General features: G+C 72.4%; 18 protein-coding genes and 1 pseudogene. 10 read left to right on the forward strand and 9 right to left on the reverse strand.

The annotated features are described in order from the left end of the window. Positions 1-5 precede the first annotated feature (5 nt). Together MSA03_RS05590 and MSA03_RS05595 are read right to left on the reverse strand one after the other, a co-directional pair. Positions 6-1337 carry an HNH endonuclease gene (locus tag MSA03_RS05590; RefSeq protein WP_147049940.1) on the reverse strand — a complete coding sequence of 444 codons (1332 nt, stop codon included), beginning with the start codon at positions 1335-1337 and terminating at the stop codon, positions 6-8. 92 nt (positions 1338-1429) lie between these two features. Next, entirely contained in the window at positions 1430-1675 is a 246-nt protein-coding gene (locus MSA03_RS05595) for a TfoX/Sxy family protein (RefSeq protein ID WP_244946330.1), read from the reverse strand. A gap of 151 nt (positions 1676-1826) precedes the next feature. On the opposite strand from MSA03_RS05595, the gene MSA03_RS05600 reads away from it, so the two are divergent. Both MSA03_RS05600 and MSA03_RS05605 read left to right on the forward strand, forming a co-directional pair. Continuing rightward, a complete protein-coding gene (locus MSA03_RS05600; RefSeq protein WP_244946331.1) occupies positions 1827-2441 on the forward strand; it encodes a PadR family transcriptional regulator in 615 nt (204 codons plus the stop codon). Next, positions 2438-3922, forward strand: a complete 1485-nt coding sequence (locus MSA03_RS05605) for a DHA2 family efflux MFS transporter permease subunit (RefSeq protein WP_147049941.1) — start codon at positions 2438-2440, stop codon at positions 3920-3922. The genes MSA03_RS05600 and MSA03_RS05605 overlap by 4 nt, the downstream gene beginning before the upstream one ends. A 42-nt stretch (positions 3923-3964) precedes the next feature. Here MSA03_RS05605 and MSA03_RS05610 read toward each other — a convergent pair whose 3' ends face one another. The 3 genes from MSA03_RS05610 to purD all read right to left on the reverse strand — a co-directional run bounded on the left by MSA03_RS05610 (position 3965) and on the right by purD (position 7667). Next, positions 3965-4843 carry a siderophore-interacting protein gene (locus tag MSA03_RS05610; protein WP_147049942.1) on the reverse strand — a complete coding sequence of 293 codons (879 nt, stop codon included), beginning with the start codon at positions 4841-4843 and terminating at the stop codon, positions 3965-3967. Between the two features lie 129 nt (positions 4844-4972). After that, positions 4973-6178: an L-2-hydroxyglutarate dehydrogenase gene (gene lhgD / locus MSA03_RS05615; RefSeq protein ID WP_147049943.1), complete on the reverse strand. Its 1206-nt coding sequence runs from the start codon at positions 6176-6178 to the stop codon at positions 4973-4975. Positions 6179-6395: 217 nt separating this feature from the next. Continuing rightward, the gene (gene purD / locus MSA03_RS05620; protein WP_147049969.1) at positions 6396-7667 is read right to left on the reverse strand and encodes a phosphoribosylamine--glycine ligase; all 1272 of its coding nucleotides are present in this window, start codon (positions 7665-7667) and stop codon (positions 6396-6398) included. A gap of 51 nt (positions 7668-7718) precedes the next feature. Between purD and MSA03_RS05625 the strand changes: the two genes are divergently transcribed. Beyond that, positions 7719-8075: a sterol carrier family protein gene (locus MSA03_RS05625; RefSeq protein WP_028497177.1), complete on the forward strand. Its 357-nt coding sequence runs from the start codon at positions 7719-7721 to the stop codon at positions 8073-8075. 13 nt (positions 8076-8088) lie between these two features. Here the strand turns inward: MSA03_RS05625 and MSA03_RS05630 are convergent, their stop codons facing one another. Beyond that, on the reverse strand, positions 8089-8886 hold the full coding sequence (locus MSA03_RS05630; protein WP_244946332.1) for a heme ABC transporter ATP-binding protein: 798 nt from the start codon (positions 8884-8886) through the stop codon (positions 8089-8091). After that, a pseudogene (locus tag MSA03_RS14475) lies at positions 8862-9450 on the reverse strand (FecCD family ABC transporter permease); the annotation flags it as partial. The gene MSA03_RS05630 and the pseudogene MSA03_RS14475, both read right to left, overlap by 25 nt. Before the next feature lie 21 nt (positions 9451-9471). Here MSA03_RS14475 and MSA03_RS14675 point away from each other — a divergent pair. The 3 genes from MSA03_RS14675 (at position 9472) to MSA03_RS05645 (ending at position 11422) form a co-directional block, all read left to right on the forward strand. Further along, positions 9472-9861, forward strand: a complete 390-nt coding sequence (locus MSA03_RS14675) for an HtaA domain-containing protein (protein WP_170245455.1) — start codon at positions 9472-9474, stop codon at positions 9859-9861. 53 nt (positions 9862-9914) lie between these two features. Beyond that, positions 9915-11015 (forward strand): HtaA domain-containing protein, encoded by a 1101-nt coding sequence (locus MSA03_RS05640; protein WP_170245456.1) that lies wholly within the window; start codon positions 9915-9917, stop codon positions 11013-11015. An 89-nt stretch (positions 11016-11104) separates the two neighbouring features. Next, positions 11105-11422, forward strand: coding sequence for a potassium transporter Trk (locus tag MSA03_RS05645; protein WP_147049945.1), 318 nt, complete (start codon positions 11105-11107; stop codon positions 11420-11422). A 3-nt stretch (positions 11423-11425) separates the two neighbouring features. Here the strand turns inward: MSA03_RS05645 and MSA03_RS05650 are convergent, their stop codons facing one another. Continuing rightward, on the reverse strand, positions 11426-12031 hold the full coding sequence (locus tag MSA03_RS05650; protein ID WP_147049946.1) for a zinc-binding alcohol dehydrogenase: 606 nt from the start codon (positions 12029-12031) through the stop codon (positions 11426-11428). An 80-nt stretch (positions 12032-12111) separates the two neighbouring features. Between MSA03_RS05650 and purM the strand changes: the two genes are divergently transcribed. The 3 genes from purM (at position 12112) to MSA03_RS05665 (ending at position 16000) form a co-directional block, all read left to right on the forward strand. Then, a complete protein-coding gene (purM, locus tag MSA03_RS05655) occupies positions 12112-13224 on the forward strand; it encodes a phosphoribosylformylglycinamidine cyclo-ligase (RefSeq protein WP_028497184.1) in 1113 nt (370 codons plus the stop codon). A 26-nt stretch (positions 13225-13250) separates the two neighbouring features. Beyond that, positions 13251-14714 carry an amidophosphoribosyltransferase gene (gene purF / locus MSA03_RS05660; protein ID WP_028497185.1) on the forward strand — a complete coding sequence of 488 codons (1464 nt, stop codon included), beginning with the start codon at positions 13251-13253 and terminating at the stop codon, positions 14712-14714. A 62-nt stretch (positions 14715-14776) separates the two neighbouring features. Continuing rightward, positions 14777-16000 carry an MFS transporter gene (locus tag MSA03_RS05665; protein WP_147049972.1) on the forward strand — a complete coding sequence of 408 codons (1224 nt, stop codon included), beginning with the start codon at positions 14777-14779 and terminating at the stop codon, positions 15998-16000. Positions 16001-16036: 36 nt separating this feature from the next. On the opposite strand, the gene MSA03_RS05670 is transcribed toward MSA03_RS05665, so the two are convergent. Further along, positions 16037-16201 carry a DUF3073 family protein gene (locus MSA03_RS05670; RefSeq protein ID WP_081782822.1) on the reverse strand — a complete coding sequence of 55 codons (165 nt, stop codon included), beginning with the start codon at positions 16199-16201 and terminating at the stop codon, positions 16037-16039. A 148-nt stretch (positions 16202-16349) separates the two neighbouring features. Here MSA03_RS05670 and MSA03_RS05675 point away from each other — a divergent pair, with 148 nt between their 5' ends. Then, positions 16350-16889, forward strand: a complete 540-nt coding sequence (locus MSA03_RS05675; RefSeq protein ID WP_028497187.1) for a universal stress protein — start codon at positions 16350-16352, stop codon at positions 16887-16889. Positions 16890-16958: the final 69 nt, after the last annotated feature.

The following is a 16958-nucleotide window of genomic DNA, read 5'->3' on the forward strand; positions in this document are numbered from 1 at the left end:
GCGCCTCAGCTGACGAGGTCGTACCGCGCCCGACCGCCGAGCCGTGGCCGTCGGGCGGGATCCAGCCACGGCGGCGGGACGAACCACACCCGCGCCGCGACGCCCGTGCCGTCGACCCGGATCTCCCACCCGTCGTCGTGGATGCGGTGGTGGCACGCGGTGCAGAGCAGGATGCCGTTGCGGAGATCGGTGGGCCCGCGGTCTCGGGCCCACCACCGGATGTGGTGCACGATGCAGCGGGCCGGGGGAGCGCCGCACGACGCGCAGCCGCCGTCGCGCTCGCCGAGGGCCAGTTTCTGCGCCGGGGTGAAGAGGCGCTTGGCGCGTCCCCAGTCGAGGATCTCACCGTCAGCGCCGAGGACGCACGGGATGACTTCGGAATCGGCCGCCATCCGCCGCACGGCCGCCGCCGAGAGGGGCTGGTCGATGCCGTCGACGGTGGCCGTTCCCACGCCATCGAGGAGTGTCTCAAGATTCATCCGCACGACGACCGTCGTCGTGGGCAGCGTCGGCAGCTGCGTGCAGCCGAGCGCGTGCCGGCAGAGGTCGCCGAGCGCGTCGGCCTGCATCTGACGCACGGATCGCTGGTCGGCCTCCGCATCGTCGGCCTGCTCGTTGCGGCGGATGGCCGCGGTCACGAGCCCCTCGATGGCGGCCTTGACCGGTGCCGCCGTCTCCGGGTCGAGGCGGGCGGTCAGGAGCACCATGCCGTCCCGCTCTTGGATGAGCAGCGACCGGTCGGCACGCACTTCGGCTTCGCGCGGTTCGACGCCGTCGGGATCGAGGATCGCCTCGGCGCGCACCAGGAGCTTCTGCAGCTGGTCGGGTCGCAGACCCGGCGCTGCGGCGACCAGTCGCTCCTCCATCTCGGCCAGCGCGTCGGCATCGGCGCGGACGGCGACGCGGTCGAGCAGCGTCACGATGGCCGATGATGCGGGGACGCCGATGACGCCGGCGTGCAGCGCGGCGGCGACGTGCGGGTGCTTGGCCGGGAGCGCCTCGCCGGTCAGCGCGCGACGGGGCGCCGTGGCCTCGCCGACCTGCACGATCCGGATGGCATCACCCACCGTCGTCCCCGTCGTCGCCGCGATGAGCGTCGCCGGAGTGCGGAAGCCCTGGACGCGGGCCAGCGAGTCGCGCCCCAGCTCGGCGCGAGACTGGCGCGCGATCTCGGCGGCGACGGGCGCGAACGCCGCATCGACATGGCGTTTGAGCGCTCCGAAGGCGTCGTTGACGGCGATCAGCTCGCCCGGCGTGAGCACCTCCGGCGCGCGACCCCCGCCCGCAGCGGCCAGCGCCGCGAGCGCCTCCGCGATGCCGGTGAGAGTGTCTTCCATGTCTCCGAGAGTAGAACATACCTACGACACTCAGAGGATGCGATCGCCGACCTGTGGAGAGATGCTGGGCCGTGGGTGTTGGGGAAGACCCCCTACGGCGTGATCGCGTCCACGAACGCGAACGCCTCGTCGACGATCGGCCACCACAGCTCCCCGCGCTCCACGCCGACGATCACCCACTCGCGCAGCATCCGCTCGCGCATGACCATGCGCTCCGCCTGCCCCGACGCCTCCAGTTCGGTCACGCGTTCCTCCGGCAGCTTGGCGATGAGGTCCCCGCGATGCCCGACGAAGGCGAACACCTTGCCCCGGATCCGCAGCCCCTCGCTGCCGAACATGGGCCCGATGTCGACCCGTCGCGCGCCAGGTACGCGTCCGCGATCGGATCGAAGAGGGCACGCGCCACGGCATCCGTCATGCCCGCACGATAGCCCCGTCGCAGACAGGCGGTATAGTCCATCTGGACTAAGCGAGGCGGGAGGGCCGACAGTGACGCTCACACCGCTGGCCGTCGTCATCCTGGGCCTGCTGCGCGAAGGCGACATGCACCCGTACGAGATGCGGCGTCTGATCCGCGAGCGGCGCGACGACCGGCTCGTCAGCATCGCCAACGGCACGTTCTACCACGTGGTCGGTCGTCTTGAGCGGGACGGCCTCATCGTCCCGGTCGGCGTCGACCGGCAGGGCGGCCGCCCCGAGCGCACGACCTACTCGCTCACGGATACCGGACGCAGCGCGGAGACGACCTGGCTCCGCCGTGAGCTGCCGCGCATCGACAACCTCATGGAGCACCGCGTCGCGCTCGCCGAGGCCCACGTCCTGCCCCGCGAGGAGGTCGCGCGGCTCCTGACCCTCCGGCGGGACGCACTCGCCGCCCACCGGCAGGACCTGCGTAGCGGCGTGACCGCCGCGGAAGACCGCGGCGTCCCCTTCCAGTTCCTCGTCGAGCTCGAGCGCGAGACCGCCCTCCTCGACGCCGACCTCGCGTGGCTCGACACGCTCCTCACCCGTCTCGCCGACCCCGGCACCGCCTGGGGAATCCACGAACTTCCCCCCACCACGCGGGAACGCCTCACCGCCTACCGAGAAAGCGTGCTCGCATGACCGACGCAGACACCCGCCGCCCCACGGTCGCGACACCGGCCGCAGCCACCCGCAACCCCTGGCCCGCCCTGTGGGCGCTCGTCATCGGGTTCTTCATGATCCTCGTCGACACGACGATCGTGTCGGTGGCGAACCCCGCGATCAAGGCGGCGCTCGACCCCGACACCGGCAACCTCGACAACGTCGTGTGGGTGACCTCGGCCTACCTCCTCGCCTACGCCGTGCCGCTCCTGATCACCGGCCGGCTCGGCGATCGCTTCGGCCCGCGCCGCGTCTACCTCGTGGGTCTCGCCGTCTTCACGCTCGCCTCGCTCGGCTGCGGCCTGTCCACGTCGCTCGGGATGCTGATCGGCATGCGCGCCGTGCAGGGCCTCGGCGCCGCCATGATGACGCCGCAGACGATGGCCGTCATCACGCGCACGTTCCCGCCCGAGCGCCGCGGCGCGGCGATGGGCCTGTGGGGAGCGACCTCCGGCGTCGCGATGCTCGTGGGCCCGCTGGCCGGCGGCTTCCTCGTCGACGGCCTCGGCTGGGAGTGGATCTTCTTCGTCAACATCCCGGTCGGCATCGTCGGCTTCGTCCTCGCCTGGATCCTCGTGCCCGAGCTCGAGACCCACGCGCACCGCTTCGACATCGTGGGCGTCATCCTGAGCGCCGTCGCGCTCTTCCTCATCGTCTTCGGCCTGCAGGAGGGGGAGCACTACGACTGGGCGCCCTGGGTGTGGTCGCTCATCCTGGGCGGTGTCGTCGTGCTCGGCGGGTTCGTCTGGCAGCAGTTCCGCACCCGCAGCGAGCCGCTCGTGCCGATGTCGCTCTTCCGGGAGCGCAACTTCTCGGTCTCCGGCATCGGCATCGTGACGGTGGGCTTCATGGCATCCGGCATGGCGCTGCCGCTGATGTTCTTCCTGCAGCTCGCCCGCGGGTTGACGCCGACGGATGCCGCGCTTCTGCTCGTGCCGATGGCGGTCGCCGCGGGCGTCCTCTCCCCCCTGGCCGGGCGGGTCCTCGACCGCGTCGACCCGCGCCTCATCCTCCTGCCCGGTCTCCTCCTCGCCGCGGCCGCCCTGGTCTGGTACGCGCTGCTGATGAACACCGAGACCGAGATCTGGATGTTCCTGCTGCCGTCGTTCCTGCTGGGCGCCGGGCAGGCGGGCATCTGGGGTCCGCTGGCGACCACTGCGACCCGCAACCTCGACCCCCGGCAGGCGGGGGCGGCATCCGGCGTCTACAACACGATGCGCACGGTCGGCTCCGTGCTCGGATCGGCGTCCATCGCGGCGCTCATGCAGGGGCGCCTCGAGGCGAACCTCCCGGGCGCGGGCGACGCGGAGATCGGCTTCGGCTCCGGCACGCTGCCGGACTTCGTCGCGGACGGCTTCTCCACGGCGATGGCGCAGGCGACCCTGCTGCCGGCCGCCGCGCTCCTCGTCGGCGCCGTCGCGGTGGTCTTCCTCCGCCGCCCGGCCCACCTGACCCGCTGAACCGGGCCCGCCCGGCGGCTACACCCCCGCCGGTCGTCCCGCTCAGTCCTCCGGGTCGTCCGGGTCGATGGGCGCGTGGTGGTCGAAGCCCGCGAGCCCGGCCTTCCAGTACCCGCTGAGTGCGTACTGCGCGCGCGGGAGCGCGAGCTCCCGGCGAAGGTATCGACGCAGCGGCACGAGGCGCCCCGCCTCGGCGGCGGCGAACAGATAGGTCCCGGCGTCGATCCCGGCCTCCTGCACGGCGGCGACGAGGTCGTCTCCTGCCGCCGTGACGGATGCCGTGCGGCCGCCCTCCTGCGCGAGATAGGCGCGCACCCACTCCAGGTCCCCGGCGATGTCGGCGATGATCTCGACCTCGGTCTCGGCCGGCACCTCGGCGAGGAAGCGCCCGGCGGCAGGCAGCGCCGTGCCGTCCACGACGCAGAGGACGCGGGGTGCGGCCTGCGGTGCCGCTTTCGAGCCGCGCGGACCGACGACGACGAGGCGGTCACCGACCTGCGCGCGCTCCGCCCACGCCGCGGCCGGCCCCGGGTCGGCGTGCAGCAGCAGATCGATGTCGACGAAACGCGCGCCGGAGGAGTCCTCCCGCGGATGCAGCGGCGTGAAGTCCCGGGAGATGACGGGGCGATCGGGCCGGACGATGCCGTCCTCGTCCCGACCGACAGCAGTGGGCGCGACGAGCTCGCCCGAGACCGGATCGGGGAAGAAGACCCGGACGTGGTCGCTCGGGCCGGAACTGGTGAAGTCGTGGAAATCAGGCCCGGACAGCGTCACCCGCACGAACTCGTCGACCGGCCGGGACACCGCCGTGACGACGGCGTCGCGTGCGGTGAACCGATTGCGCCCGCCTGCCCGGTAGAACGGGGAGGCCGGGTCCTCGGCCGGTCGCTGCGGTCGGCGTGCGGGGGCGGCATCCGTCATGGGGGCTCCTTGTTCGGGGGTGGGGCGGGCAGAAACCCCACCCCAAGCAAACCACCCCACGACCACGGACGCGCGCAGCGCTGTGCACGGTCCGTAACCTGAACCTCCGTCCGCGCGCGGCGACGAGCCTCAGGACGTGGGAGTCGTGTCGAAGTAATGCTCCAGGACGTAGTCCGCGATGGCGATCGAGCTCGTGGCCGCCGGCGACGGGGCGTTCCGGAGGAGCGTGACGGGGCCGACGCGGTCGACGGCGAAGTCGTCGAGCAGCTCACCGGCGCGACCCCAGGCCTGCGCCCGGACGCCCGCGCCGTGCTTGTGGGTGAGGTCGCTCATCTTCAGCTCGGGGACGAACCGCTTCGCCTTGCGGTACCAGAGGGGCTTGATGAGGGAGGACGAGATCTCGTCGACGCCCATCTTCCAATGCTCTTTGGCGAGTGGCCAGGCGCCCGGCCACGCGAGGGACTGGAACGTGTCCTTCACAGAGATCTGCAGCCAGTTGTACCCCTCGCGGGCGAGCGCGGGGACGGCGTTCGGGCCGACGTGCACGTTGTCGTAGACGCCGCGCGTGAAGTGCACCCCGAGGAACGGGAACCGCGGGTCGGGCACGGGATAGATCATGCCCTTCACGAGGTCGGTCCGCTCCGGTGCGAGCTCCCAGTACTCCCCGCGGAACGGCAGGATCTTCGGCGACGGGTCGGCGCCGATGAACCTCGCGACGACGTCGGACTGCAGGCCCGCGCACACGATGACCCGGTCGAAGACGTGCTCAGAGATCGGCGTGGTCACGCGGACCTTTCCGTTCTCGAGCTTCATGCCGGTGACCTCGTGGCCGAGGCGGATGTCGCCGCCGGTGGCGCGGACGTCCTGCGCCATGGCATCCGTGATGGAGGCGTAGTCGACGACGGCGGTCTTCGGGGAGTGCACGGCGGCGACGCCGGCGACGTGCGGCTCGATCTCGCGGAGCTCGGCGACGTCGTCGATGCGGCGCAGGCCCGGGACGGTGTTCTCGATCGAGCGGCGCTCGATCTCGTTCAGCGCCGGGATCTCCGACTCGTCGACCGCGACGACGAGCTTGCCGATGTCGCGGAAGGGGAGCCCCTTCTCCTGGCAGAACTCCCGCATGGAGGCCCGTCCCGACGCGCACAGGATGGCCTTGAGCGAACCCGGCTTGTAATACAGGCCGGCATGCACGACGCCGGAGTTGTGTCCCGTCTGGTGGGCCGCGAGCCGCCCCTCCTTCTCGAGGACGGTCACCTCGGCGCCGCGGGCGCCGAGCGCCCGGGCGAGGGCGATGCCGACGATGCCGCCGCCGATGATCCCGACCCGATCGCCCATCAGTTGCTCCTCACCGCCGCGGTCCTGATGCGTCTCGGTCTGCACGCGCACGCCGCCGTGCCGGACGCGGCGGACGGGGTCGCCGGACGGGTTCGTCCAGCATGCCCCGAGGTCGCACCCGGCGGCAACGGATACCGCCCACCGGTTCCGCACGCGCCGGTTGCCGATGGTTCACATTTGGGGCGGCGCCGGGAGCGCTGCGGGCGGCGGGCGGGAGCTACTCCGCGACCTGCGCTGCGATGTCGGTGCGGTGGTGCGACCCTTCGAGGGTGATCTCCGCCAGTGCGCGGTAGGCGCGGTCCCGCGCCTCGAAGAAGGTGTTGCCGAGCGCGACGACGTTGAGCACCCGCCCGCCGGTCGCGACCAGCCTGCCGTCCTCCTCGGCGGTCGCGGCGTGTGCGAGGTGGACGCCCTCCACGGCCGCGGCGGCCTCCAGCCCGTGCAGCGGACGCCCCGTGACAGGCGCCTCCGGGTACCCCTCGCTCGCGAGGACGACGGTGACCGCGGCGGCCTCGGCGAACTGCGGTGCCGGCTCGTCCTCGAGGTGGCCGCTGGCTGCAGCCATGAGCAGGCTCGACAGGGGCGTCGCGAGGCGGGCCAGCACGACCTGCGTCTCCGGGTCGCCGAAGCGGGCGTTGAACTCGATGACCTTGATGCCGTGCTCGGTGAGGATGAGCCCCGCGTAGAGCAGCCCGATGAACGGCGTGCCTTCGGCATCCAGCTGGCGGATGACGGGCTCCGCGACGGTGCGGGTGACCTCCGCGACGAACTCCTCCTCGCCGCCGAAAGCCCCGGCGAGCCACGGCAGCGGCGAGTAGGCGCCCATGCCGCCGGTGTTGGGGCCGGCGTCGCCGTCGTACGCGCGCTTGAAGTCCTGCGCGGGGCTGAGCGCCCGCACCGTGTCGCCGTCGGAGACGAAGAAGAGCGAGACCTCGGGGCCGGAGAGGAACTCCTCGATGAGGATCGGGCCGCTCGGGAGGTACGCATCGGCGTGCGCGAGCGCCGCGGCGCGGTCGTCCGTGACGACGACACCCTTGCCGGCGGCGAGGCCGTCGGCCTTCACGACGTGCGGGGCGCCGTACTCGTCCAGTGCCGCTTCGACCTCGGCGCGGGTGTGCGCGCGGACCGCGCGGCCGGTCGGGACGCCCGCTGCTTCCATGATCCGCTTCGCGAAGGCCTTCGAGCCCTCCAGCTGCGCGGCGGCCTTGCCGGGCCCGAACACCGGGATGCCGCGCTGCCGCAGCGCGTCGGCGACGCCCGCGACGAGCGGCGCCTCGGGGCCGACGATGACGAGGTCGATGCGCTCCTCGTCCGCGTACTCCGTCACGGCGCCGGGGGCGGTGATGTCGAGGGCGGGCACGAGTGCTGCGTCGGCGGCGATGCCGGCGTTGGCGGGGGCCGCGAACACCTCGTGTCCCGCGTCCTCGGCGCGCAGCGCCAGGATGATGGCGTGCTCGCGCGCGCCCGAACCGAGGACCAGGATTCTCACCATGCCACCCTACCGAGGCCGGTGCGGCGCGGCACGGGTACCGTGGTCGGCATGCCCCGCCGGATCTCCACCGACGACGGCCGCTCCGCGCTCGCCGCGGTCGCCGCGGCCGCGTCGCCCGCCCGCACCGACCTCGCGACGGCCGTCCGCTACCTCCTGCAGCTGCTCGCGGAGAAGGCGCCGGGCAACTCCGTCGAGGTGCGGGTTCCGCCGTTCGGGGCCGTGCAGGCCGTCGAGGGTCCGCGTCATACCCGCGGCACCCCGCCCAACGTCGTCGAGACCGACCCCGCGACGTGGATCGCCCTCGCCACCGGAACCGAGTCGTGGGGGGATGCCGTCGCGGCCGGCCGGATCCGCGCGTCCGGCACGCGGGCCGACCTCGCCGGGCTGCTTCCGCTCCGGCCCTAGCCGGCCGGGCGGGTCAGCGCCGCGCGACGACGAGCGGCACTCCGGTCACGGGGTGCGGGAACACGTCCACCGCCTGCCCGTAGACCTCCTCGATCGAGGCCGGGGTGAGCACGTCGGACGGGGCTCCGCTCGCGACGACCCGTCCGCGGGAGAGCAGCGTCGCGGTGTCGGCATACGCGAGGGCGGCGCCGAGATCGTGCAGCACGATCGCCACAGCCGCGCCCTCCCGTGCCCGGTCGCGCGCGAGGCGCAGCACGTCCTCCTGGTGCTTGAGGTCCAGCGCGGCGGTCGGCTCGTCGAGCAGCAGCACGTCGACGCCCTGCGCGAGCACCCGCGCCAGCGCGACGCGTGCACGCTCGCCGCCGGAGAGGAACGACACCGACCGTGCCGCGAGCGGCGTCACCTCGGTCGCTGCCATCGCGGCGGCGACGGCGGCGTCGTCATCGTCCTCCGCGGGGGTGCGCGCCCAGGGCGCACGGCCCATCCGCACCACCTGCTCGACCGTGAACGGGAACGACACCGCGTTCTGCTGCAGCAGGACCGCTCGCCGGCGGGCGAGTTCGCGGGGCGGGATGCCGCGCAGTGCCGCCCCGTCGAGGGTGATGGTGCCCGACTCGGGCACCACGTCGCCGGCCAGCACGGCGAACAGCGTGGACTTCCCGGCGCCGTTCGGCCCGATCAGGGCGTGGACCTCGCCGGCGCGCACCTGGATCGACGCGTCCTGCAGGATCGCCGGACCGCCCGGTTCGGGGCGCACGGTGACGCCTGTCGCCACGAGCCGCGCCGTCACGCCCAGCCCCCCGACCGGCACCGCGTGCGCGAGCAGCCAGAGGAAGAACGGCCCGCCGACGAGCGAGGTGATCATGCCGATCGGCATGTCGGCCAGCGGCACCGCCGTCCGCGCGATGAGGTCGGCGACCGCGATGAGCAGGGCGCCGCCGAGGGCGGAGGAGATGACGAGGGGCAGGTGCGCGGGCCCGATCGTCATCCGCAGCAGGTGCGGGATGACGAGCCCGACGAACGCGATGATGCCGGCGAAGGCGACCGCCGCGCACACGAGGAGGGCGACGGTGACGATGACGACGATGCGGAGCCGCTCGACGCGCACCCCGAGGTGCCGCGCCGTGCGCTCGCCGAGCGCGAAGAGGTCGAGCGAACGCGCGACGACGAGGGCGACGACGATACCGATCGCGACGAGGGGCGCGACCAGGCCGAGGCTCGGCCACAGCGCGCCGTTGAGCGATCCGAGCTGCCAGAAGACGATCTGCTCGCGCGTCGCGTTGGTGCCGAGGAAGGTGAAGAAGGCGAGCCCTGCGCCGCCGATGGCGTTGATCGCGATGCCGGTCAGGAGCAGGGTCACCACCTCGGTGCGACCGCCGAGGCCCCGGCAGCGACGGTGCGCGGCGGATCCCTCCGCTGGGCGATCTCGTCCTCGTTCGCCGAATACGTGACCGGCCCGATCGCCGGCGGCGCCATCACCGTCTCGGGTGGGTCGACCCGCTCCGGCGGCCAGTTCCAGTTCGGTCAGGCGGCCGGGAGCACGTACGACGCGAAGACGGGCCTCGGGACCGTCTCCTATGCGGGAGCCGTGCGCTTCACGGGGCACCACGGCGTGCTCGACGTGACGATCGCGAACCCCAGATCCGCGTCACCTCCGCCACCGCCGCGACGCTCTACGTCACCGCCGGCGGCTCCCAGGTCGCGTTCGCGACCCTCGACCTGCGTGCGGCCGCGAAGACCGTCGACGGCGGCGCCGTCACCTACACGGCGGCGCCGGCGGCGCTGACCGGCGCGGGACTCTCGCAGGTGCTCAGCGGATACGCCACGTCGCTCAACCCCGTGACTTTCACGATCGGCGCGCCGGCCTCCGCGCCGGGCGGGTCGACCGGCACGATCGCGACGGCATCCGCCGCGAAGCCTGCCGCGCTGCCCGCGACGCCTCCGGCCACGACCGGCATCGACGTCGACGATGAGACCCTCGACGCGCTCCAGGCGGGCGGCCAGGTCACGATCCGCGTGCCCGGCTTCCGGCCGAACGAGACCGGCATCGCCATCGTGGTCTACTCCACACCGATCCTCCTCGGCACCGTGACGGCGGATGCCGACGGCGTCGCCACGTGGGCCGGCAGCCTTCCCGCGACCCTCGAGGCCGGCACGCACACCCTCACCTTCCAGGGCTCGATCGACCGGGGCATCGTCTTCACGCTCGACCGGGCGGTGCAGGCGACCACGCTCGGGGCCTCCCTCGCCGAGGGCGCGTCGCTGAACTGGGGCTTCGAGGAGTCGTTCCGCACCTACCTGGAGGGCATCGCCGGTGGCGGCTGGCAGCTGACCGACGTCGCCTACGAGTACCCCGACTTCGTCTGGACCAGCGGCTCCGGCACGCTCGACCTCGACGCGCGCACGGGCCTCGTGAGCTACGGCGGCGGAATCGAGTTCACCGGCCACGAGGGTGTGCTCGACACCCTGCTGAGCGACGTCCGCCTCGAGCTCGCGGGAGACGTGGGCTACCTCGTCGTCGACGTCTCCGGCGCGACCCAGTCCGGCGTGGAGGCCTCCGAGAAGGACGTCCGCTTCGCGGAGTTCCCCCTGGGCGAGCTCACCGTCGAAGAGGGGGTGCTGGCTTTGAGCGGCGTGCCCGCCACCCTCACCGAGGCCGGCGCCGCCGCGTTCGGCACCTACGGCGCGGGCGAAGAGCTCGACCCGATCACCGCCCGGATCCCGGTCCCCGCCGACTGCACGGTCGCGGCCGTGCCCGCGACCGACGACGGCGGCGCGGCCGCGGCGGCGGCTGCCCCCGCGCAGGCCGACGCCGACGAGAGCGCGGCACCGGTGTGGCCGTGGACGCTCGGTGGCCTGGTCCTGCTGGTCGCGGTCGTCGCCGTCGTCGTCGCCCGGCGTCGTCGCGCGGCCGGCGCCGAACCCGACGGCACCGTCTGAGCTCCGGCCGCCTCGAGGGTCGCCCCGCGTCGCCGCCGGCGCGGGGCACCCGCGCGCCCGCCCGCCCGCACGGTGGGACAATGGATGCCATGACCGATCCCGCCCCGGAGCATATCGAGACGGCGCGGCTGCGCCGCAGCCCCCGGTACGGGGTCTTCCTCGCCGTGGGCGCCGCTCTCGGCCTGCTCCTGGCCCTCATCCTCACCTTCGCGTTCGACGGCACGGCCGACACGAGCGACGCGGGCGTCACCTACTCGACCGGACAGGTGTTCGGCTTCGTCGCGCTCGCGTGCATCCCCATCGGGATGGCGGTCGGCATCACCGTCGCGCTCATCCTGGACCGGCGGCTCAGTCGACGCACCCGCGACGTGCTGATCGACCACCAGCACGTCCTCGACGAGGAGTGACGGCTACGCGATGTCGGCGATGACGGGGCCGATCGCCGCGTCGAACGCGACGACATCCCCGCGCAGACTGTCGGTCACCGCGATCGTCAGCGACCCGATCCACCACACGCCGCGCTGAGCCAGGGGCAGCACCTGCACGTTCAGCTCGAACGAGTGCGCCCGGCGGCCCACGTGCCGCTCGTGCTGGGCGATGGCGCTCGCGTAGGCGCGGTACGACGTCCCCGTCCCGACATGCGCCGTCGCGCGGTACCGGTCGTGCGCGTGCCGCGCGTAGTCGACGGCATCCTCACCGAAGGGCGCGATGGCCGATCGCAGCTCGTCATACCCCTGCGTGGGCAGCGCGATGAGCATGTCGAACCCGTCGACCAGATCGAGGGGCACGGGCGACGGGTGCGCCTGCGGCTCCACCGTCATCGCCCAGACGGCCCGCCACTGGCGCTCGAGGACGGCCTGCGCCTCCTCCGTCCGCGGCAGGCCGCTCGGGATGCCGCGCAGGTGCGGCAGCTCCTCCGGTGAGCGGATGCCGAGCACCTGGCGCAGGTAGAGCATCACGAGGACGGGCAGCCCGGCTTCCTCGCGCACGACCCACTCCGGCCCTCCGGCGTTCATGCCCACATCCTATGGCGGCGGGGCCGGTGCGGACCGGGCCGACGGCGCGGCGGCGGCCGGGGGGCCGGTAGGCTGAACGCGTGGCCTCCACTCCCCACAATCCCTATACCGAAGCCGGCGTCGACACCGCGGCGGGAGACCTCGCCGTCGAGCTGATGAAGTCGGCTGTCCGGCGCACCCACGGGCCCGAAGTCCTCGGCGGAGTGGGTGGCTTCGCCGGTCTCTTCGACGCCTCCGCGCTCACCGGCTACCGTCGCCCGCTGCTGGCGACGAGCACCGACGGCGTCGGCACGAAGGTCGCGATCGCGCAGGCCATCGACAAGCACGACACGATCGGCCAGGACCTCGTCGGCATGGTCGTCGACGACATCGTCGTGGTGGGCGCCAAGCCCCTCTTCATGACCGACTACATCGCCTGCGGGAAGGTGTTCCCGCAGCGCATCGCCGACATCGTGCGCGGCATCGCCGACGGCTGCGCCGCGACCGGCACCGCGCTCGTCGGCGGGGAGACGGCGGAGCACCCCGGCCTCCTGGGCATCAACGACTACGACGTGGCCGGCGCGGCGACCGGCATCGTCGAGGCCGACCGGGTGCTCGGCGCCGAGCACGTGCAGCACGGCGACGTCGTGCTGGCCCTGGCCTCCAGCGGTCTGCACTCCAACGGCTACTCGCTCGTGCGCCACATCGTCGCCCGGGCCGGCATCGGCTACGGCGACAACGCCGCCGACTTCGGCCGCACGTGGGGCGAGCAGCTCCTCGAGCCCACGCGCCTGTACACGGCGCCCCTGCTCCGCGCGATCGACGCGCTCGGCGGCGGCATCCACTCGCTCAGCCACGTCACCGGCGGCGGCATCGCGGCCAACCTCGCGCGCGTGCTGCCGCAGGAGGCCTGGGTCGACGTGGACCGGTCGACCTGGTCCCCCTCGCCCGTCTTCCGCGTGCTCGCCGATCTCGGCGACCTGTCGCTGGAGCAGACCGAAGGCACCTGGAATCTCGGCGTCGGGTTCCTCGCGGTCGTCGCCGCCGATCAGGCGGAGGCCGCGGTCGCGGCGCTGTCCGCCGACGGCATCGCCGCGTGGCAGGTCGGCGAGGTCTCGACCGCGACGCGACCCGACGGCGAGTACGAGCAGGGGGCGAAGGGTGTCGACGGCGGTGCCGTGCGCCTCGTCGGCAGCTATTCAGAATCAGACTGAGCAACACGGAATGGCCAAGTAGCAATATGTGCGGAATCGTCGGTGTCGTCGGCCAGGGACACGTCAACCAGGATGTCTACGACTCCCTGCTGCTCCTCCAGCACCGTGGGCAGGACTCCACGGGCATCGCGACGGCCGAGCCGAGCGGCGTGTTCCACCTCGCCAAGGCGCGGGGAATGGTCCGGGAGGCCTTCCGCACCCGCGACATGCGTTCCCTCCTCGGCACGATCGGCCTCGGCCACGTGCGGTACGCCACGAAGGGGACGGCATCCAGCGAGGAGGAGGCGCAGCCCTTCTACGTCAACGCCCCGTACGGCATCGTTCTCGTGCACAACGGCAACCTCACCAACACGCGCGAGCTGACCGACGAGCTGTTCCGCAACGACCGGCGGCACCTCAACACGAGCTCCGACACCGAACTGCTCGTCAACGTCCTCGCCAACGAGCTGCAGTCCTCGATCTCGGGTCTCGAGCTCGACCCCGAGCAGATCTTCCGTGCCGTCGGTCGCGTACACGAGCGGGTCGAGGGATCGTACGCGTCCATCGCCCTCATCGCCGGGTACGGGCTCCTCGCCTTCCGCGATCCGTTCGGCATCCGGCCGCTCATCCTCGGCACCCGCAAGGCCGCGAACGGCCGCTACGAGTGGATCGTGGCATCCGAGTCGCTCGTGCTGGAGAACGGCGGCTTCGAGGTCGTCCGCGACGTCGCCCCCGGCGAAGCGGTCTTCATCGACCTTGAGGGGCGCCTGCACACTCAGCAGTGCGCCGCGAACCCGCGCCTGGCGCCGTGCTCGTTCGAGTACGTGTACCTCGCCCGGCCGGACAGCGAGATGAACGGCATCTCGGTGTACGAGGCGCGGCTGCGGATGGGTGAGCGCCTGGCCGACACGATCGCGAAGTACACGCCGAAGGGCGCCATCGACGTCGTCATGCCGATCCCCGACTCGTCCCGCCCCGCCGCGATGCAGGTGGCGCGCAAGCTCGGACTGGAGTACCGCGAGGGCTTCTACAAGAACCGCTACATCGGGCGGACGTTCATCATGCCCGGCCAGGCGGTGCGGAAGAAGAGCGTGCGGCAGAAGCTGAACGCCATGTCGAGCGAGTTCAAGGGCAAGAACGTGCTGCTCATCGACGATTCCATCGTGCGCGGCACGACGTCGAAGGAGATCATCCAGATGGCGCGGGATGCCGGTGCGAAGTCGGTGACGTTCGCCTCCGCCGCCCCGCCGGTCCGCTACCCGCACGTCTACGGCATCAACATGCCCTCGCGCCAGGAGCTCGTCGCGCACGACCGGACGATCCCGGAGATCGCCGAGGAGCTCGGCTGCGACTACCTCGTCTACCAGGAGATCGACGACCTGAAGGCGGCCATCCTGGAGGGCTCGCCGGACGTCGAAGACCTCGACATGAGCTGCTTCGACGGCCGCTATGTCACGGGCACCGTGAGCGACGAGTACCTCGCCTGGGTCGAGGGATCGCAGGAGTCCTGACCTCTACGGCGACGGATGGTGAGTCGCCCGGACGCACCTAGGCTTGACCGGTGACCGACACGATGACGACCCGTCCCGTCTGGCAGGGCCGAACGCTGGCGCTCCTCGGCATCGCGCTGTTCGCGTTCTCGCTGCGCTCGGCGGTCGCCTCGCTCTCGCCGGTGGTCGACCAGATCCAGGCCGACATCTCCGTTCCGGCCTGGGCGATCGGGCTCATCGGCACGGCGCCGCCGGTCTGCTTCGCGCTCTTCGGCATCCTCACCCCCCAGATCGAGCGGCGCTGGGGGCTGGAGCGGACGAGCGTGCTCGCGCTCGCCGTCGTGACGATCGGCCTGGTCGCGCGCGGCCTCGCCGGTGACGCCACGGCACTCGTGCTCAGCACGGCGCTGATCTTCGCCGGCGTCGGGATGGGCAACATCCTGCTGCCGCCGCTCGTGAACAAGCACTTCCCCGACCGCATCGGGCTCATGACGACGGTGTACACGACCACGATGTCGTTCTCGACGTTCCTGCCGCCGCTGTTCGCCGTGCCGGTGGCAGACGCGGCGGGGTGGCGCTTCTCGCTCGCGCTGTGGAGCGTGTTCGCCCTCCTCGCGATCATCCCCTGGATGACGATGCTCCTGCGGGACCGCGGGGGTTCGGCGGCGCCGGACCTCGCGTCGGCCGCGCCGGGCGTCTTCCGGCGTCTGTGGCGGCTGCCGCTGGCGTGGGCGCTGACCGTCATCTTCCTGGTGTCCTCGTGCGTGGCCTACACGAGCTTCGCGTGGCTGCCGACGATGCTCATCGATCTCGCCGGGGTGACGCCGGCGGAAGCCGGAGGGATGCTGTCGCTGTTCGCTGTCATGGGGTTGCCGGCCTCCCTCCTCGTGCCGGTGCTCGTCACCCGTTACCGCGCGCTGCCGGCGCTGTTCACGATCGCGGTGCTGGCCGGCCTCGGCGGGCTCGCGGGCCTGCTCTTCGCGCCGGCCGCCGCCCCGTGGGCGTGGGCCGCCCTGCTCGGGGTCGCGCCTCTGCTCTTCCCGCTGTCGCTCGTCATGATCAGCCTGCGCACGCGGACGCACGAGGGGACCGTCGCGCTGAGCGGCTTCGTCCAGAGCGTCGGCTACGCCATCGCGGCGACGGTGCCGCTCGCCGTCGGCATCCTGCACGATGCCACCGGTGACTGGACGGGGTCGCTCATCCTGCTGGCGGTCGTCGTCGCGGCCGTGATCCCGGCCGCGATCAGCGCCGTCCGGCCGCGGACGATCGAGGACGAGTGGGAGCGCCGCCACGGCGCATGGCAATGACCGCCGCCGAACGGCGGCGCGGTCGAGGGGACGGCCTCAGGCCTTCTCGTCCTCGTACTCGTCGGCCCACTTGTCGACGTACTGCTCGTCGTCGGGGTGGCCGAGTTCCTTCTCCAGCGCGGAAAGATTCACGTTGAAGGTGTCGTACTTGAGTTCGCGAGCAATCTTGGTGTGCTTCGCCTTTTGACGGCCACGCCCCATGCGAGACCCCCTCATTTCCGAGTCGCGGGCTATGCGGCAGGCCCGTCGCGTTCACAATCCGGCTCGAGGCCGGTCAGAATAGCATTCAGGATACCACGGCGCCTGTGGGCGATCGTGGCTCGGGTGGACGAGAGAGGTCGGTGCGGACATGGCTGAGGACACGACGACGGATGCCGGGGCGGCCACGCCGGTGCCCGCCCGTGCGGTGATCGTGGGAGTCATCCCCGACCAGCCCTCGCGGGTCCTGAAGGAGGGGGCCCGCTACGCCAAGCTCTTCGGCGCACCGCTCATCGTCGTCCACGTCGACGTGACCCGCTTCGTCACGTACGAGGACCCGGACGGGTACGTGCACTCCGCCCCCATCGACCTCGACATCGCCTCCGGCGAGGCCCAGCTCGCCCAGGTGCGCAAGACGGCGGAGGAGCACCTGGCCGCGAGCGGGCTCGAGTGGTCGGTGCGGCAGCTGGTCGGCGATCCCGCCATGGCCATCAAGCACCTCGCGGAGCAGTCCGACGCGCGCCTCATCGTCATCGGCACGCGGCGGCGCGGCTTCGGCGAGTCCATCCGCGAGTTCTTCACGGGGTCGGTCGCCGCGCGCCTCGCGCACCGCCAGCCGCGGCCGATCCTCGTCGTGCCGCTCGGCGAGCCGGCACCCGACGACGAGCCGCTCTGGCCCGACGCCGAGTAGCCCGCGCGTCGGCGTCCGGGCGTCCCCGGCGCTCGGCGTGCCCGGCGCCCGGCGTCCCGACATCCCGCC

The sequence above is a fragment of the Microbacterium saccharophilum genome (assembly GCF_007992455.1).
Taxonomy (GTDB): Bacteria; Actinomycetota; Actinomycetes; order Actinomycetales; family Microbacteriaceae; genus Microbacterium; species Microbacterium saccharophilum.

Bases quoted from the DNA above. Each gene is read 5' to 3' on its own strand.
- MSA03_RS05590 (WP_147049940.1), bottom strand. From the start codon at position 1,337: ATGGAAGACACTCTCACCGGCATCGCGGAGGCGCTCGCGGCGCTGGCC.
- MSA03_RS05595 (WP_244946330.1), bottom strand. From the start codon at position 1,675: ATGTTCGGCAGCGAGGGGCTGCGGATCCGGGGCAAGGTGTTCGCCTTC.
- MSA03_RS05605 (WP_147049941.1), top strand. From the start codon at position 2,438: ATGACCGACGCAGACACCCGCCGCCCCACGGTCGCGACACCGGCCGCA.
- MSA03_RS05610 (WP_147049942.1), bottom strand. From the start codon at position 4,843: ATGACGGATGCCGCCCCCGCACGCCGACCGCAGCGACCGGCCGAGGAC.
- lhgD (WP_147049943.1), bottom strand. From the start codon at position 6,178: ATGGGCGATCGGGTCGGGATCATCGGCGGCGGCATCGTCGGCATCGCC.
- MSA03_RS05625 (WP_028497177.1), top strand. From the start codon at position 7,719: ATGCCCCGCCGGATCTCCACCGACGACGGCCGCTCCGCGCTCGCCGCG.
- MSA03_RS05645 (WP_147049945.1), top strand. From the start codon at position 11,105: ATGACCGATCCCGCCCCGGAGCATATCGAGACGGCGCGGCTGCGCCGC.
- MSA03_RS05650 (WP_147049946.1), bottom strand. From the start codon at position 12,031: ATGAACGCCGGAGGGCCGGAGTGGGTCGTGCGCGAGGAAGCCGGGCTG.
- purF (WP_028497185.1), top strand. From the start codon at position 13,251: ATGTGCGGAATCGTCGGTGTCGTCGGCCAGGGACACGTCAACCAGGAT.
- MSA03_RS05665 (WP_147049972.1), top strand. From the start codon at position 14,777: ATGACGACCCGTCCCGTCTGGCAGGGCCGAACGCTGGCGCTCCTCGGC.
- MSA03_RS05670 (WP_081782822.1), bottom strand. From the start codon at position 16,201: ATGGGGCGTGGCCGTCAAAAGGCGAAGCACACCAAGATTGCTCGCGAA.
- MSA03_RS05675 (WP_028497187.1), top strand. From the start codon at position 16,350: ATGGCTGAGGACACGACGACGGATGCCGGGGCGGCCACGCCGGTGCCC.